Origin of the sequence: uncultured Brevundimonas sp., from assembly GCF_963974615.1 — a bacterium.
Classification (GTDB): domain Bacteria; phylum Pseudomonadota; class Alphaproteobacteria; order Caulobacterales; family Caulobacteraceae; genus Brevundimonas.
In genome coordinates this window covers 30,447-43,472 of the sequence record NZ_CAXBDH010000005.1, presented here as the reverse complement: position 1 = coordinate 43,472, position 13,026 = coordinate 30,447, and the positions used below count along the sequence as shown (strand labels likewise).

Below are 13,026 nucleotides of genomic sequence, written 5' to 3'. Positions count from 1 at the left end.
CCCCATGGGCCTTTCCGCCTGCGATCCCATCCGGTCTGACCTGACCGACCTCGCCTTCGGCTCCGACATCGTTTCGGGCTGCGGCGAAGGGATGACGCCTGCGTGGGTCCCCCATCCAATTCGGCGAGCCGCCTCAGCCGCCAGGACCCGTTTCCTGGCGTATGGCCGCGCGCGCCAGAGAGAGAATTTCCATGTCAAAAACCATGCTTATCGATGCGGCACACGCGGAAGAGACCCGCGTTGCGATCGTCGAAGGACGCCAGATTGAGGAATTCGACTTCGAGTCGAAGGCCCGTCGCCAGCTTCGCGGCAACATCTACCTCGCCAAGGTCACCCGCGTAGAGCCCAGCCTGCAGGCCGCCTTCATCGAGTACGGCGGCAACCGCCACGGCTTCCTCGCCTTCAACGAAATCCACCCGGATTATTATCAAATCCCCGTCGCCGACCGCGAAGCCATCATGGCCGAAGCGGTCACCGACGACGAACACGACGACGATCTGGGCCGCGAGAGCCAGGACGACGAACACGATTCCGAAGGCAAGCTGGCCGACGAAGAGCGGCTGAAGCGCCGCCTGATGCGCCGCTACAAGATCCAGGACGTGATCAAGCGCCGCCAGATCCTGCTGGTCCAGGTGGTCAAGGACGAGCGTGGCGGCAAGGGCGCGGCCCTGACGACCTGGCTGTCGCTGGCCGGCCGCTACTGCGTGCTGATGCCCAACACCGGCAAGGGCGGCGGCATTTCGCGCAAGATCACCCAGGCCACCGACCGCAAGCGCCTGAAGGCCGCGGCCCAGGCCCTCGACGTGCCGCAGGGCATGGGTCTGATCATCCGCACCGCCGGTGCCAAGCGCACCAAGGCCGAGATCAAGCGCGACTACGAATATCTGCTGCGCCTGTGGGAGACGATTCGCGAGACCACCCTGGGCTCCAGCGCCCCGTCGATCATCTACGAGGAAGAGAACCTCGTCCGTCGCGCCGTGCGCGACATGTTCGACAAGGATTTCGACGGCATCCAGGTCGAGGGTGTCGAGGGCTGGAAGGAGGCACGCGACTTCATGCGCGTGCTGATGCCGTCCCAGGCCAAGAAGGTGCACCTTTACCAGGGTTCCAAGCCCCTGTTCGCGGCCAATGGCATCGAGGAGCTGCTGACGCAGATCCACCAGCCGGTCGTACCGCTGAAGTCCGGCGGCTATCTGGTCATCAACCAGACCGAGGCCCTGGTGGCCATCGACGTCAACTCGGGCAAGTCGACCAAGGAACGCAACGTCGAGGCGACCGCGTTCAAGACCAACTCCGAAGCCGCCGTCGAGTCCGCCCGCCAGCTGCGCCTGCGCGACCTCGCCGGCCTCGTGGTCATCGATTTCATCGACATGGATGAATCGAAGAACAACCGCACCGTCGAGAAGATTCTCAAGGACGCCCTGTCCCACGACCGGGCCCGTATCCAGATGGGCCGCATCTCCGGCTTCGGCCTGATGGAGATCAGTCGCCAGCGTCGCCGTCTGGGTGTCATCGAGGGGGCCACCGAGGCCTGTCCTCACTGCCAGGGTTCCGGCCGTATCCGTTCGGCGGAATCCGCCGCCCTGATGATCCTGCGAGCCGTCGACATCGAAGCCGGCAAGGGCGCGGGATCGATCAACCTGCGCGTCTGCACCGCCGTCGCCCTCTACATCCTGAACCACAAGCGCGACTACCTGCAGCGTCTGGCGCAACAGCGCGGCCTAGAGGTGGTGGTGCTGATCGATGACAGCCTGGGTCAGGGCGAGCATGCGATCGAGCGCACCGAAACCAATGCCGATTTCACGCCGGCTGAAACCAGGATCGCGCCGTCGGACCTGGTCGATGATTTCGACGACACCGCCTATGACGACGAGGAGGACGAGGACGACCTCTTCGACGAAGAGGCCCTTGCCGCCGAAGACACCGACGACGACGCCCCCCGCGCCCGCGCCGAACGCCATGACAGCGACAGCGCCCGTAGCGATGGTGACTCCGGTCGCGGCCGCGGTCGTCGCCGCCGTCGCGGTGGCCGTCGGGACGAGGAGACCGCACCGGCCGAGGGCGTCGAAACGGACGAGCCGTCCGCCGCCGGTACCGAGGATGACGACAGCGAGGGAGCCCGGCGGCGCCGCCGCGGCCGCCGTGGCGGACGTCGCGTCCGTGAGGAAGGCGACCGTGATGGCTTTACCTGGGTTCGCGGGCGCACACCGTCGCTGGAAGACCCCTATGTGTGGTTCGATCCGATCAATCCGGCTCCGCGCGCCGAAAATGATGATGAGGCCGCGACCGACGGTCGTCCGGCCCGGGACAGCGAGGCCCCGCAAGGCGAGCGTCCCGAAGGCGAGCGCGAAGGGGGCCGCTCGCGGCGGCGGCGCGGACGGGGTCGCGGGCGTGACCGCACGGCTGCCGGTGACGAAACCCGGGAGGTGAGGGTCGAGGCCCGCGCCACGGGCGAAGGCATGCCGCCTGAAGGTTCACCGGAAACACCGATGGCCACCGTTGCCAGCGAGGACGAGGCCCCGGTCGCCGTGGCCGAGGCCAAGCGTCGCCGCGTACGTCGCAAGACCCCGGCCAGCGCCACGACGACGATTGACGAGACGGTCGTCGAACCGAACGAGGTCGAACCGGCCGGTGCCGCAGTCGAGCTGGACGTCACTCCGGCCAGGGCCGCCGCAGTTGCCTCTGTACCGGAACCGGAAAAGGCCACCGAGCCCGTGGTCGAGGTTGATATCGCCACGATCGTCGACGAGGATCCGAACCAGATCGGTGCCCCTCCGGCCAAGCCCAAGCGTGGATGGTGGCGTCGCTGAGCGGTCAGCGCTAGATTGGTGAATACGAAGACGGGGGCGTCAGTCGTTAGGAGCATACCTTGACCTGGCTTCCCCGCATCGTTTCCCGATCTGTCGTCGCCGCCACAGTAGCGGCGATGGCGACCGCTCTGGCCGGGCCTGCCCTGGCCCAGAGCATGATCCGCGACACCGAGATCGAGGGCATCATTCACGAATGGTCCGACCCGGTCTTCACGGCCATGGGTCTGGAGCCGTCCGAGGTCGAGATACTGCTGGTCAACGACACGGACCTGAACGCCTTCGCCACGCGCGGGCGTATCCTCGGGATCAATACCGGCCTGATCCTCAAGACCCGCACACCGGGCGAGCTTCTGGGGGTGATCGCGCACGAGGCCGGTCACATCAAGAACCGCCACACCCTGCGTAGCGGAGCCCAGGATGCAGCCATGCCTCCGATGATCATGAGTATGGCACTGGGAGCCTTGGCCATTGCTGCCGGTGCTCCCACGGCGGGGGCGGCCCTGCTGGGATCGGGTCAGTATTTCGGGGCCCTGGGCGCACTGCACTACATGAGTCAGCAGGAGGGTGAAGCTGACAATACCGGAGCGCGGGCCCTCGAACGTGCCGGCGAGTCCGGCAAGGGGCTGGTCGATTTCTTCGAGAATTTCCGCTCACAGGAAGTCTTCTCGGACGCCCGGCGCTATCCCTATTTCCGCAGCCATCCCCTGTCGTCGGACCGGATCCAGACCCTGCGGCGACTGGTCAGCGAGGCTCCGCACTATGGTCACGTCGACAGTCCCGAACGATTGGCGGAACATGCTCTGATCCTGGCCAAGATCCACGCCTTCATGGACAGCCCCAACCAGACCCTGCGCGACTATCCCGAAAGCGATACCACCCTGCCCGCCCGCTATGCGCGGGCCATTGCCTGGTATCGTGGCGGCCAGACAGAACGGGCCCTGACGGCGGTCGAGGCCTTCATCGCCGAACAGCCGGACAATCCCTATTTTCAGGAGCTGAAGGGTCAGATCCTGTTCGAGGAGGGACGGCCGGGCGAGGCCATCGAGGCCCACCAGCGCTCGGTCGACCTCATGCCCGAGGCCCCCCTGCTGCGCATCAATCTGGCCCATGCCCTGATTGAGACCAATGATCCTGCACGACTGGAGCAGGCGGTCAGCGAACTGAAGCGTGCGACCGCCATTGAAGGCGACAACACCTTGGCCTGGCGGCTGCTGTCCCAAGCCTATGCCAGCCAGGGCAAGGAGGGCGAGGCGCGCCTGGCCTTTGCCGAACTCTATTTCGCCAGCGGCCGGCAGGACGAGGCCACCCAGTTCGCCCTGCGCGCCCGCGACCTTCTGCCCCGGGGGTCGGCGCAATGGATCCGGGCCATGGACATCGTCTTCGCCTCGGGTGCGACCCAGGCCGATGTCGATGCCGCCGACGCCCGCTATGAACGCACCCGGCGGACGACCGTGATCCCCGCCAACGCCGACTAAACCTTTGCCTTCAGGAGATTCCATGCCCGACGACGCCCCCGAAAACGCCCCCACCCCGGGTCCCGAACGCCCGACCGAACGGGTCGGCGGCTGGTTAGGCAACGGACGGGCCGGACTGGTCGCCCTGGCGGTCTCGGTCCTGGCCCTCGGGGTCGCCGGAGCTCCCTATCTGACCGGCGGCGATTTCGGCGGACGGGTGCGGGCCTATCTGCTGGCCAATCCGCAGGTATTGGACGAGGTGGTCGCTGCCCGCGACGTCGCTGCCCGGACTGACCGGACCTCGGGAATCAACGCCGCCGTCGCCCGCAATCCCGGCGTCCTGGCCCCGGCGGCCGGAGAGCCGGCGTTCGGTCCGACCGACGCCCGGGTCACGGTGACCGAATTCTTCGACTACCGCTGCCCCTACTGCAAGATGGCCGCACCCGAATATCTGGAGCTCATGCGCGCCAATCCCGATGTGCGCTTCGTTTTCCGCGAATGGCCGGTGCTGGACCAGGGCGACGACGTCACCTCCCACTATGCCGCCCGCGCGGCCCTGGCGGCCCATGCCCAGGGCAAATATCTGGCGGTACACCAGGCCCTGATGGCCCAGTCAGCCCTGTCGATTGATGACGTCGACCGCATTCTGGTCGCCAACGGCGTCGATCTGGCCCGGGCCCGGGCTACCATCGCGGCCACCGATACCTCACGCCTGCTGGCCGACATCCATACCGGGGCCGCAACCATGGGTCTGGAAGGCACACCGACCTTCTTCATCAACGGCAAGGTCACCGGCACCAACAATCCGGCCGATCTGGCCCGGGTGATCGCCGAGGCCAAACAGGGCTAGGAGTCTGGCCTAGATCAGCCCGGCCAGGGGCGAGGACGGGTCGGCGTACATGCGTTTGGCCATACGACCGGCCAGATAGGCCTCACGACCGGCGATGACCGCGTGTTTCATGGCCCGGGCCATGCCGATCGGGTCGCGCGCGCCGGCGATGGCCGTGTTCATCAGCACGGCGTCGCAGCCCAGTTCCATGGCGATGGTGGCGTCCGACGCGGTGCCGACCCCGGCATCGACCAGAACCGGCACCGTGGCCTGTTCGACAATCAGCCGGACATTGACCCGGTTCTGGATACCCAGACCCGAACCAATCGGCGCGGCGGCAGGCATGATGGCGGCGGCCCCGGCCTCCTCCAGCCGCTTGGCCATGACCACATCATCGGTGCAGTAGACCATGACGTCGAAGCCGTCCTTGACCAGCAAATCCAGCGCCCGCAGCGTCTCGACCATGTCGGGATACAGGTGGGGCGTGTCGGACAACACCTCCAGCTTGACCAGATCCCAGCCCCCGGCCTCGCGCGCCAGCCTGAGAGTGCGCACCGCGTCCTCGCCGGTAAAACAGCCGGCCGTATTGGGCAGATAGGTGAAGCGGTCAGGCTTCACATGGTCGACCAGCATCGGCTGGGACGGATCGGACAGATTAACCCGACGCAGGGCCACAGTGACGATCTCCGCCCCCGCCGCCTCGGCCGCAGCCGCGTTCTGGGCATAGTCCGCATATTTGCCGGTGCCGACGATTAGACGTGACGAAAAGGTGCGGCCGGCGACGGTCCAGGTGTCTTGAGGCGTGGTCATGATCGCCAGATAGACCTTCTCCCTGCCCGAGAGAAGGCCGGGTCAGGCCGCGACCGTCAGCACCCCGGTCATTCCCGGATGAAAGCGACAGACATAGGGGATGGTCCCCGCCGTCCGCAGGGTCGTCCGACCGCTGGCACCGGGGGCCAGATCAACATCAAAGGTCCCGTTCCCGGCCGTAGCCGTATGGCGGAACGCATCCCGGTTGACCCAAAGGATCGTGTCGCCGACCCGCAGGCCGGCGGGCGAAGGTCCAAACTTCATCTTGTCCATGACGATCGTGTGGGTCCTCGCCGCCGCCGCCGCCACCGCCGGGAAGGCGGTGACGGCGGCGGCGGCCGCAAAGGCCAACAGGAGCGCGCGGCGCGGCTGATCAGGAGTTTGCATGACAGGCCCTACCGGACCGACTGGGCGAGGTGTTCGGCGTGGGCCTGATGCGACTGAAACAGGTTCAATCCCGTCTCCAGCAGAGCCTTGAGCTCGGCGTTGTGCGCCCCCGGGATCAAGGTGTCGCTCAGGGCCTGATTGACGGTGCGATGATAGGCGACCTCATTGGCGACATAGGCGGCATCAAAGGCCGCGCCGTGCAGGGCCTGCAGGCGGTCGTGGGTCGCTGCGGCGGCCTCGGTCAGGGCTTCACTGGTCGGATTGGCTTCGGGCTCGACATGCAGGCGGGTGACCAGCGCCACGGCCTGGTCGTTTACTGCAGCATGGTCGCGCGCCATCAGCTCGGCGAAGGCACGAACCTCGGGATTGGTGGACTTCTCGATGGCCTGTTCCGCGGCGGCGACGTCCAGCTGGCCAGCGGTATAGGCGATGTGGGCGATCTGGGCGTCGGTCGAACCGCCCTCGTGGGCCGAAACGGCCGTAACCGGGGCGAGCGCCAGCGCGGCGACCATCGTGAGGGTTCTGAACATATCGGGACTCCTTGGGATTCGCGGCCGGGGATCCGACCGTCTACCCATTGGATGTCAGTCGACCACAGAGGTTCCCGAGGACCGGTCCAGACAGCCGCCGGCGTCCAGTCGCGCCAGCACCGCCTCGGTGATCCGCTCGCAGCGCATACCCATGAAGGGGAAGGCCTCGACCATCGTTGAGGCCAGTCTGGCGTCGAGTGCCTGACGCAACAGACGCCGGGCACGGTGCAGTCGTGTCTTCACCGTCTCGGGCTTGATCTGAAGGGTGGCCGCCGTCTCATCGACGCTGCATTCTTCGATGTCGCGCATGATGAAGACGATCCGGAAGGCTTCGGGCAGGTCGTCGACGGCGTGCTCGATCAGGGCGCGTATCTGGGCCCGAGCCGCATCTGCCTCCGGGCTGGCGGTTCCAAAAGCGTTGGGAAAGGGAATCACCCGGGAACCATCCATATGCGCCGCCTCAAGCTGGTCCAGGGCCACCATCGGCCGCCGCCGACGCAATCGTCCACGCGCCTCATTGAGGACGATCCGGGTCAACCAGGTCATGATCCCGGCCTCGCCACGAAACCCGCCAATGGCTGTAAAGGCCCTGACATAGGCCTCCTGCAGCACGTCTTCGGCCTCGGCATCGTCACGAACAACACCGCGCGCCACCCGAAACAGGCGCTGGTTGCCGCGTTGCATGATGACGCGAAAGGCGTCGCCGTCACCGGCCCGAGCCAGACGCACCAGTTCGGTTTCATCCAGCGTGGCGTGATCACCCCGCTTCAATTTCCGCATGGCGAACTCCTGATGTCCATATCGGTTGGATGCGGCAGCCGACGCAAGGTTCCCGGTCTTCAGCCCGCCAGGCCACCGGAGAGCGCCGCCAGCACCTCACGCCGGAGCTCGCCGGTCGAAAACACTCCGGTCAAGCGCCGCGTCACCAGGGATGCTCCGTGTTTGCGGACACCTCGCGACGACATACAGGCGTGGGTGGCCTCGATGATCACCGCCACGCCACGCGGTCTCAGGGTGCGCTCCAGCTCCTCCGCGATTTCGGCTGTCAATCGCTCCTGGATCTGCAGTCGCCGGGAATAGACATCAACCAACCGGGCCAGTTTGGAGATGCCGACCACCCGGTCGCGCGGCAGATAGGCGACATGGGCCACGCCCCGGATCGCTGCCATGTGATGCTCGCACACCGAATCCACTGGAATATCGCGCAACACCACCATCTCGTCATAGCCGGCCACTTCGCCAAATGTGCGCTCCAGCATTGCGGCCGGGTCCTGACCATAGCCGGCGAACCATTCTTCATAAGCGCGCACGACCCGACCCGGCGTAGCCTGCAACCCCTCGCGGCGCGGGTCGTCTCCGGCCCAGCCGATCAGGGTTTGTACCGCCGCCTCGGCCTCGGTCCGGCTGGGCCGGCGATACGGCAGGCAGGTCGAACCGGCAGGCGCTCCATGGACGTCGGCAGAGGTTGGGCTGAGTACGAGCATCGAGAAGTCCTCATCATGAGCGCGGTCCTCTTTGATGCCGTACGCGGGTCGGGGTTCCCGGCCCTGTTGCCAGAAATCACCCGCCACCGACGAATTGCACCAGTTCGATGCGGTCGCCCTCAGCCAGGGCGGTCTCGCCATGCAGGGAGCGGGGCACGATCGCGAGGTTGCGCTCGACCGCCACCTTGCGCGGGTCGAGGCCCAGTTCTGTCACAAGGTCCAGCACGGTGCGCGCGGTCACGGTCCGGATATCGCCGTTGACTTGAATGTGCATGTCGTTACGTCAACCTTATCTCCGGCACGGTTTGACCCGCGCCGTCCGTCAGCTAAAAGAACGCCCCGGCCGGAAGCGGTCGGTCCCTGTTTGTCAGAGCGAATGCCCGGAACACTCACCCTCTACGTCCTGAACGGCCCCAATCTCAACCTGCTGGGGGTTCGGGAGCCCGAGGTCTATGGTCGCGAGACCCTGGCCGACGTTCAGGCGCGCTGCGAGTCGGCCGCCGGAGAAGCCCGGATCGTATTCCGCCAGACCAACCATGAGGGCGAGTTGATCGACTGGGTCCAGGAGGCCCGCGAACAGGCCTCGGCTCTCGTCATCAACCCGGCGGGCTACAGCCACACTTCGGTGGCCCTGCTCGACGCCCTGAAGACCCTGACGATCCCGATCGTCGAATGTCATCTGTCAAACCCGGCGGCGCGCGAGCGGTTCCGGCATCGATCCTTCGTTTCGCCGGTTGCGACCGGCGTGGTTTCGGGCTTCGGCCCTTTCAGCTACGAACTGGCCGTGAAGGCCGCCCTGAACCTGGTGCGTGACAAGGCATCAGATCCGGGCCGTTCGCAAAACGCATAAGAAGAAAAGGCACACTCGTATGGCCGACGCCCCCAAGAAATCCCCGCCCAAGCTGGACAACGATCCGGCCGGCGAGATCGACACCACCCTGGTGCGCCAGCTGGCCGACATCCTGAACGACACGAGCCTGACCGAGATCGAGGTCGAGCGCGGCGAGCTGCGTATCCGCGTCGCCCGTGAGCTGACCATGGCCGCCCCGGTCCAGTACGCCGCCGCCCCGGCCCCGGTGGCCCATGCTCCGGCTGCAGCAGCGCCCGCACCGGCGGCAATGCCCTCGGACCCGGCCACCATCGTGGCCCGCTCGGGCGAAGACGTGAAATCGCCGATGGTCGGCACCGCCTATCTGCGCCCGGCCCCCGAGGCCGACACCTTCGTCTCGCCCGGCGACAAGGTCCGCAAGGGCCAGACCCTGCTGATCGTCGAGGCCATGAAGACGATGAACCCGATCCAGTCGCCCCGCGACGGGGTGGTGAAAGAGATTCTGGTCGGCGACGCCCAGCCGGTCGAGTTCGGCGAGCCGCTCGTCGTGCTCGAGGCCCAGGGCTGACCATGTTCACCAAGGTCCTGATCGCCAACCGCGGCGAGATCGCGCTGCGGATTCATCGCGCCTGCAAGGAGATGGGGATTTCCACCGTCGCTGTGCACTCGGAAGCTGACCGTGGGGCCATGTGGGTCCGGCTGGCCGACGAGAGCGTCTGCATCGGCCCGGCTCCGGCGGCCAAATCCTACCTGAACATCCCCTCAATCATCGCTGCGGCGGAGATCACCGGGGCCCAGGCCATCCACCCCGGCTATGGCTTCCTCAGCGAGAACGCGCGCTTCGCCGAGATCGTCGAGGCCCACGGCATGACCTTCATCGGTCCCAGGCCCGAACATATCCGGGTCATGGGCGACAAGATCACCGCCAAACAGACGGTCAAGGCGGCTGGCATTCCCTGTGTGCCGGGCTCGGACGGCGGCGTGGCCACGGTCGAGGACGCGATCAAGGCGTCGAAATCCATCGGCTTCCCGCTGATCGTCAAGGCTGCCTCGGGCGGCGGCGGGCGCGGCATGAAGGTGGCCCTGACCCCCGGCGACCTGGCCGAGGCGGTGCAGACTGCCCAGTCCGAGGCCGCCGCCGCCTTCGGTGACGGCACCGTCTATCTGGAACGCTATCTGCAGAAGCCGCGCCATATCGAAATTCAGGTCGTCGCCGACGCCCACGGCAATGTCGTTCATCTGGGCGAGCGCGATTGTTCGCTGCAGCGCCGCCACCAGAAGATGATGGAAGAGGCCCCCTCGCCCGCCCTGTCGGCGAAGGAGCGGGCCGCGATCGGCGCGACCGTCAACAAGGCCATCGCCGCCATCGGCTATCTGGGCGTCGGCACCATCGAATTCCTGTGGGAGGACGGCGAGTTCTTCTTCATCGAGATGAACACCCGCCTGCAGGTCGAGCATCCGGTCACCGAGATGATCACCGGCGTCGACCTCGTGCGCGAACAGATCCGCATCGCCGCCGGCGAGCCCCTGTCCTTCACCCAGGACCAGGTCAGCTTCCACGGCCACGCCATCGAATGCCGCATCAATGCCGAAAACGCCGAGACCTTCACCCCTTCGCCGGGCACCATCACCGACTTCCACGCCCCCGGCGGGCTGGGCGTACGGCTGGATAGCGCCATCTACACCGGCTATGCGATCCCGCCCTATTACGACAGCCTGATCGGCAAGCTGATCGTGCACGGTCGCGACCGTGCCGAATGCGTGGCCCGGCTCAAGCGCAGCCTGGGCGAGATGGTGATTGGAGGAATCGACACCACCATCCCCCTGTTCCAGAAACTGCTGCAGGAGCCGGACATCCTGTCCGGTGATTATGACATCCACTGGCTGGAAAACTGGGCCAAGCGCCAGAACGGCCAGGGCTGACGGGATCGGACGAGCCCTCGACGCGAGAGGATCGGATGACTGAACCGGATTTCAGCGCATCGAACCCTTCAGGCGGCTTCGGGCCGGACGAACTGCTGCGCTGCTACGCGGACGGCGTCTTTCCCATGGGCGAGGATCGGGACGACCCGCGGGTCTTTCTGGTCGAACCGGATCAACGTGGCCTCCTTCCGCTGGACCGGTTTCATATCCCGACCCGCCTGCGCCGTACCGTGCGCAGCGAAATTTTCACCGTGCAGGTCGATACTGCCTTCCCCGCCGTGCTGGATGCCTGCGCCGTGGCGATGCCGGGGCGCGAGGACACCTGGATCAATGCCCCGATCCGGGCCCTGTATCTGGCGCTGCATGCCCGTGGTCACGCCCACAGTATTGAATGCTGGCGTGACGAACGGCTGGTCGGTGGTCTGTACGGGGTGACCCTGGGCGGAGCCTTTTTCGGCGAGAGCATGTTCAGCCTCGAGCGTGACGCCTCGAAAGTGGCCCTGGTGCATCTGGTGGCGCGGCTGAAACAGGGCGGCTGGCGCTTGCTGGACACCCAGTTCCTGACCGGGCACCTGTCACAGTTCGGCGCGGTGGAAACACCGCAGGCCGCCTATCTGAAAATGCTGAAACCCGTGCTGGGCATAACGCCGGACAAGTGCGCCCTGACCCGTTCCCTGCGCGGGACAGAGGCCGTGACCTATGCCTTGCAGCCCACGACCCAGGCGTCATAGACCGGATGTTCGAGGCCGCTGACGCCCGGTGACGAGGCGAACATCCAGCCGCGGAACAGCTGGCGTGGCTCGGTCCCCGGCAATACACCGCGCGGCTGCAGGCTGATTTCCAGATAGGCGATCGCATCGTCGGTCAGCTCATCTCCAGCCGACAGCTCGCAGGCCCGGGCCTTAAAGATCAGGGTATTGTTGAACCGCACAGGGCGGCCGCCGACCTCGACTTCAAACCGCATGGTGTCGGCCGTGACCTTGTCGATGGCCTGAATGATGGCGATACGGCGTCTCTGACGAGGTCCCGCGGGCACTTCGGGTTCGGTGCGGGTCACTTCGGAAATCTCGACAACCGGCGCTTCCTCGACCGGTTCGGGTTTCGGCTCGGCCTTCTCCTCAGCGACCGGGACCACTGCCGCCGGCGGCCGGGCGGCCGCGCCGGGCCCCGCAGGGACCCCCGTCTGGGCCGGAGTCGGAGCCGGAGTCGGAACCGGAGCGGCAACGGGTTTGACGGCAGGGGTCTCGGGACGCTGCGGAGTCTGGCGCAGCAGATCCGCGATCGGGTCCGACGCCGGTGTGGCGTCCTGCGGTACATCCAGCAAGGCCCTGGCCCCCACAGCACCGGAACCCGAGAGAGTTACGGCGACGACGGCAGTCAGGATCAGACCACGATGGTTCATTCAGGTTTCCAGGCTTCGTAATCGCCGGTGGCCGCGGGGCGCTGTCCTTCCGCCGCCATCGACCCCTGCGGCAGCCAGGCCATGGGCGTGCCGGTCAGATTCGGGAGATGATCCCGTTCCCAGCTCTGCCGCGGCAGCGGCTCGATCGTCGGCGGTTCATCAAAAGTGTAGTGTAGCCAGCCGTGCCAGTCAGGCGAGACCTTGGTGGCCTCGGCATAGCCGTCATAAATAACCCAACGGCGCTGGCGTCCGTCGTAGCTGACCTTGTCGCGCGACTGGTAATAGCGGTTGCCGTAGTCATCGGTCCCGACCAGCAGGCCACGCTTGGCCACGGTGAACCGGGTCCCGATCGTCGCCCCGTTCCACCAACCGAAAATCCTGCTCAGCACGTCTAGCACCCGTATTATCCGACGCCCGGGGAGGTCCGGCGACGCAGGCGCGATCATAGAAACCGGCGGGCCGTCCGTCCAGCGTCGGGTGCTTGAGGAATGAATCAATATGTTGGGGGTAACCCGGTTACAGCACGCCAGATTTATTGCGAGCACCCGACATCTTCCTCTACAATCCC

At 66.2% G+C, this 13,026-nt stretch carries 15 protein-coding genes; 7 read left to right on the top strand and 8 right to left on the bottom strand.

Annotated features, from left to right (window positions below):
- Positions 1-191: 191 nt before the first annotated feature.
- Genes AAC050_RS04370 through AAC050_RS04360 form a run of 3 tightly spaced genes read left to right on the top strand, consistent with a single transcriptional unit; the run spans position 192 to position 5,114 of the window.
- The gene (locus AAC050_RS04370; protein WP_339913839.1) at positions 192-2,810 is read left to right on the top strand and encodes a ribonuclease E/G; all 2,619 of its coding nucleotides are present in this window, start codon (positions 192-194) and stop codon (positions 2,808-2,810) included.
- Between the two features lie 59 nt (positions 2,811-2,869).
- Entirely contained in the window at positions 2,870-4,285 is a 1,416-nt protein-coding gene (locus AAC050_RS04365; protein WP_339913838.1) for a M48 family metalloprotease, read from the top strand.
- A 22-nt stretch (positions 4,286-4,307) separates the two neighbouring features.
- Positions 4,308-5,114: a thioredoxin domain-containing protein gene (locus AAC050_RS04360; protein ID WP_339913837.1), complete on the top strand. Its 807-nt coding sequence runs from the start codon at positions 4,308-4,310 to the stop codon at positions 5,112-5,114.
- Between the two features lie 9 nt (positions 5,115-5,123).
- On the opposite strand, the gene AAC050_RS04355 is transcribed toward AAC050_RS04360, so the two are convergent.
- From AAC050_RS04355 to thiS, 6 genes are all read right to left on the bottom strand, one after another.
- Positions 5,124-5,903: a thiazole synthase gene (locus tag AAC050_RS04355; protein ID WP_339913836.1), complete on the bottom strand. Its 780-nt coding sequence runs from the start codon at positions 5,901-5,903 to the stop codon at positions 5,124-5,126.
- 42 nt (positions 5,904-5,945) lie between these two features.
- Positions 5,946-6,290 carry a cupredoxin domain-containing protein gene (locus AAC050_RS04350; protein WP_339913835.1) on the bottom strand — a complete coding sequence of 115 codons (345 nt, stop codon included), beginning with the start codon at positions 6,288-6,290 and terminating at the stop codon, positions 5,946-5,948.
- An 8-nt stretch (positions 6,291-6,298) separates the two neighbouring features.
- Entirely contained in the window at positions 6,299-6,820 is a 522-nt protein-coding gene (locus AAC050_RS04345; protein WP_339913834.1) for a DUF4142 domain-containing protein, read from the bottom strand.
- A 54-nt stretch (positions 6,821-6,874) separates the two neighbouring features.
- Entirely contained in the window at positions 6,875-7,600 is a 726-nt protein-coding gene (locus tag AAC050_RS04340) for an RNA polymerase sigma factor (RefSeq protein ID WP_339913833.1), read from the bottom strand.
- Positions 7,601-7,659: 59 nt separating this feature from the next.
- Positions 7,660-8,304: a GTP cyclohydrolase I FolE gene (folE, locus tag AAC050_RS04335; protein ID WP_339913832.1), complete on the bottom strand. Its 645-nt coding sequence runs from the start codon at positions 8,302-8,304 to the stop codon at positions 7,660-7,662.
- Between the two features lie 76 nt (positions 8,305-8,380).
- Positions 8,381-8,578, bottom strand: a complete 198-nt coding sequence (gene thiS / locus AAC050_RS04330; protein WP_339913831.1) for a sulfur carrier protein ThiS — start codon at positions 8,576-8,578, stop codon at positions 8,381-8,383.
- Between the two features lie 102 nt (positions 8,579-8,680).
- Between thiS and aroQ the strand changes: the two genes are divergently transcribed.
- From aroQ to aat, 4 genes are read left to right on the top strand one after another with little or no spacing between them, the layout of a single operon-like run.
- A complete protein-coding gene (gene aroQ / locus AAC050_RS04325; RefSeq protein ID WP_339913830.1) occupies positions 8,681-9,154 on the top strand; it encodes a type II 3-dehydroquinate dehydratase in 474 nt (157 codons plus the stop codon).
- Positions 9,155-9,173: 19 nt separating this feature from the next.
- On the top strand, positions 9,174-9,701 hold the full coding sequence (gene accB / locus AAC050_RS04320; RefSeq protein WP_339913829.1) for an acetyl-CoA carboxylase biotin carboxyl carrier protein: 528 nt from the start codon (positions 9,174-9,176) through the stop codon (positions 9,699-9,701).
- Positions 9,702-9,703: 2 nt separating this feature from the next.
- A complete protein-coding gene (gene accC / locus AAC050_RS04315) occupies positions 9,704-11,056 on the top strand; it encodes an acetyl-CoA carboxylase biotin carboxylase subunit (protein ID WP_339913828.1) in 1,353 nt (450 codons plus the stop codon).
- 35 nt (positions 11,057-11,091) lie between these two features.
- Positions 11,092-11,787, top strand: a complete 696-nt coding sequence (gene aat / locus AAC050_RS04310) for a leucyl/phenylalanyl-tRNA--protein transferase (RefSeq protein WP_339913827.1) — start codon at positions 11,092-11,094, stop codon at positions 11,785-11,787.
- Here the strand turns inward: aat and AAC050_RS04305 are convergent.
- A complete protein-coding gene (locus tag AAC050_RS04305; protein ID WP_339913826.1) occupies positions 11,754-12,458 on the bottom strand; it encodes a DUF2155 domain-containing protein in 705 nt (234 codons plus the stop codon). The genes aat and AAC050_RS04305 overlap by 34 nt on opposite strands.
- Positions 12,455-12,847 (bottom strand): NADH:ubiquinone oxidoreductase subunit NDUFA12, encoded by a 393-nt coding sequence (locus tag AAC050_RS04300; RefSeq protein WP_339913976.1) that lies wholly within the window; start codon positions 12,845-12,847, stop codon positions 12,455-12,457. Before AAC050_RS04300 ends, AAC050_RS04305 begins: the two co-directional genes overlap by 4 nt.
- Between the last annotated feature and the right edge of the window lie 179 nt (positions 12,848-13,026).

Excerpts from the sequence above, each read along its gene's own strand:
- aat (WP_339913827.1), top strand. The coding sequence starts at position 11,092 with ATGACTGAACCGGATTTCAGCGCATCGAACCCTTCAGGCGGCTTCGGG.
- AAC050_RS04370 (WP_339913839.1), top strand. The coding sequence starts at position 192 with ATGTCAAAAACCATGCTTATCGATGCGGCACACGCGGAAGAGACCCGC.
- thiS (WP_339913831.1), bottom strand. The coding sequence starts at position 8,578 with ATGCACATTCAAGTCAACGGCGATATCCGGACCGTGACCGCGCGCACC.
- folE (WP_339913832.1), bottom strand. The coding sequence starts at position 8,304 with ATGCTCGTACTCAGCCCAACCTCTGCCGACGTCCATGGAGCGCCTGCC.
- AAC050_RS04355 (WP_339913836.1), bottom strand. The coding sequence starts at position 5,903 with ATGACCACGCCTCAAGACACCTGGACCGTCGCCGGCCGCACCTTTTCG.
- AAC050_RS04350 (WP_339913835.1), bottom strand. The coding sequence starts at position 6,290 with ATGCAAACTCCTGATCAGCCGCGCCGCGCGCTCCTGTTGGCCTTTGCG.
- AAC050_RS04340 (WP_339913833.1), bottom strand. The coding sequence starts at position 7,600 with ATGCGGAAATTGAAGCGGGGTGATCACGCCACGCTGGATGAAACCGAA.
- AAC050_RS04305 (WP_339913826.1), bottom strand. The coding sequence starts at position 12,458 with ATGAACCATCGTGGTCTGATCCTGACTGCCGTCGTCGCCGTAACTCTC.
- aroQ (WP_339913830.1), top strand. The coding sequence starts at position 8,681 with ATGCCCGGAACACTCACCCTCTACGTCCTGAACGGCCCCAATCTCAAC.
- AAC050_RS04360 (WP_339913837.1), top strand. The coding sequence starts at position 4,308 with ATGCCCGACGACGCCCCCGAAAACGCCCCCACCCCGGGTCCCGAACGC.
- accC (WP_339913828.1), top strand. The coding sequence starts at position 9,704 with ATGTTCACCAAGGTCCTGATCGCCAACCGCGGCGAGATCGCGCTGCGG.
- AAC050_RS04345 (WP_339913834.1), bottom strand. The coding sequence starts at position 6,820 with ATGTTCAGAACCCTCACGATGGTCGCCGCGCTGGCGCTCGCCCCGGTT.
- accB (WP_339913829.1), top strand. The coding sequence starts at position 9,174 with ATGGCCGACGCCCCCAAGAAATCCCCGCCCAAGCTGGACAACGATCCG.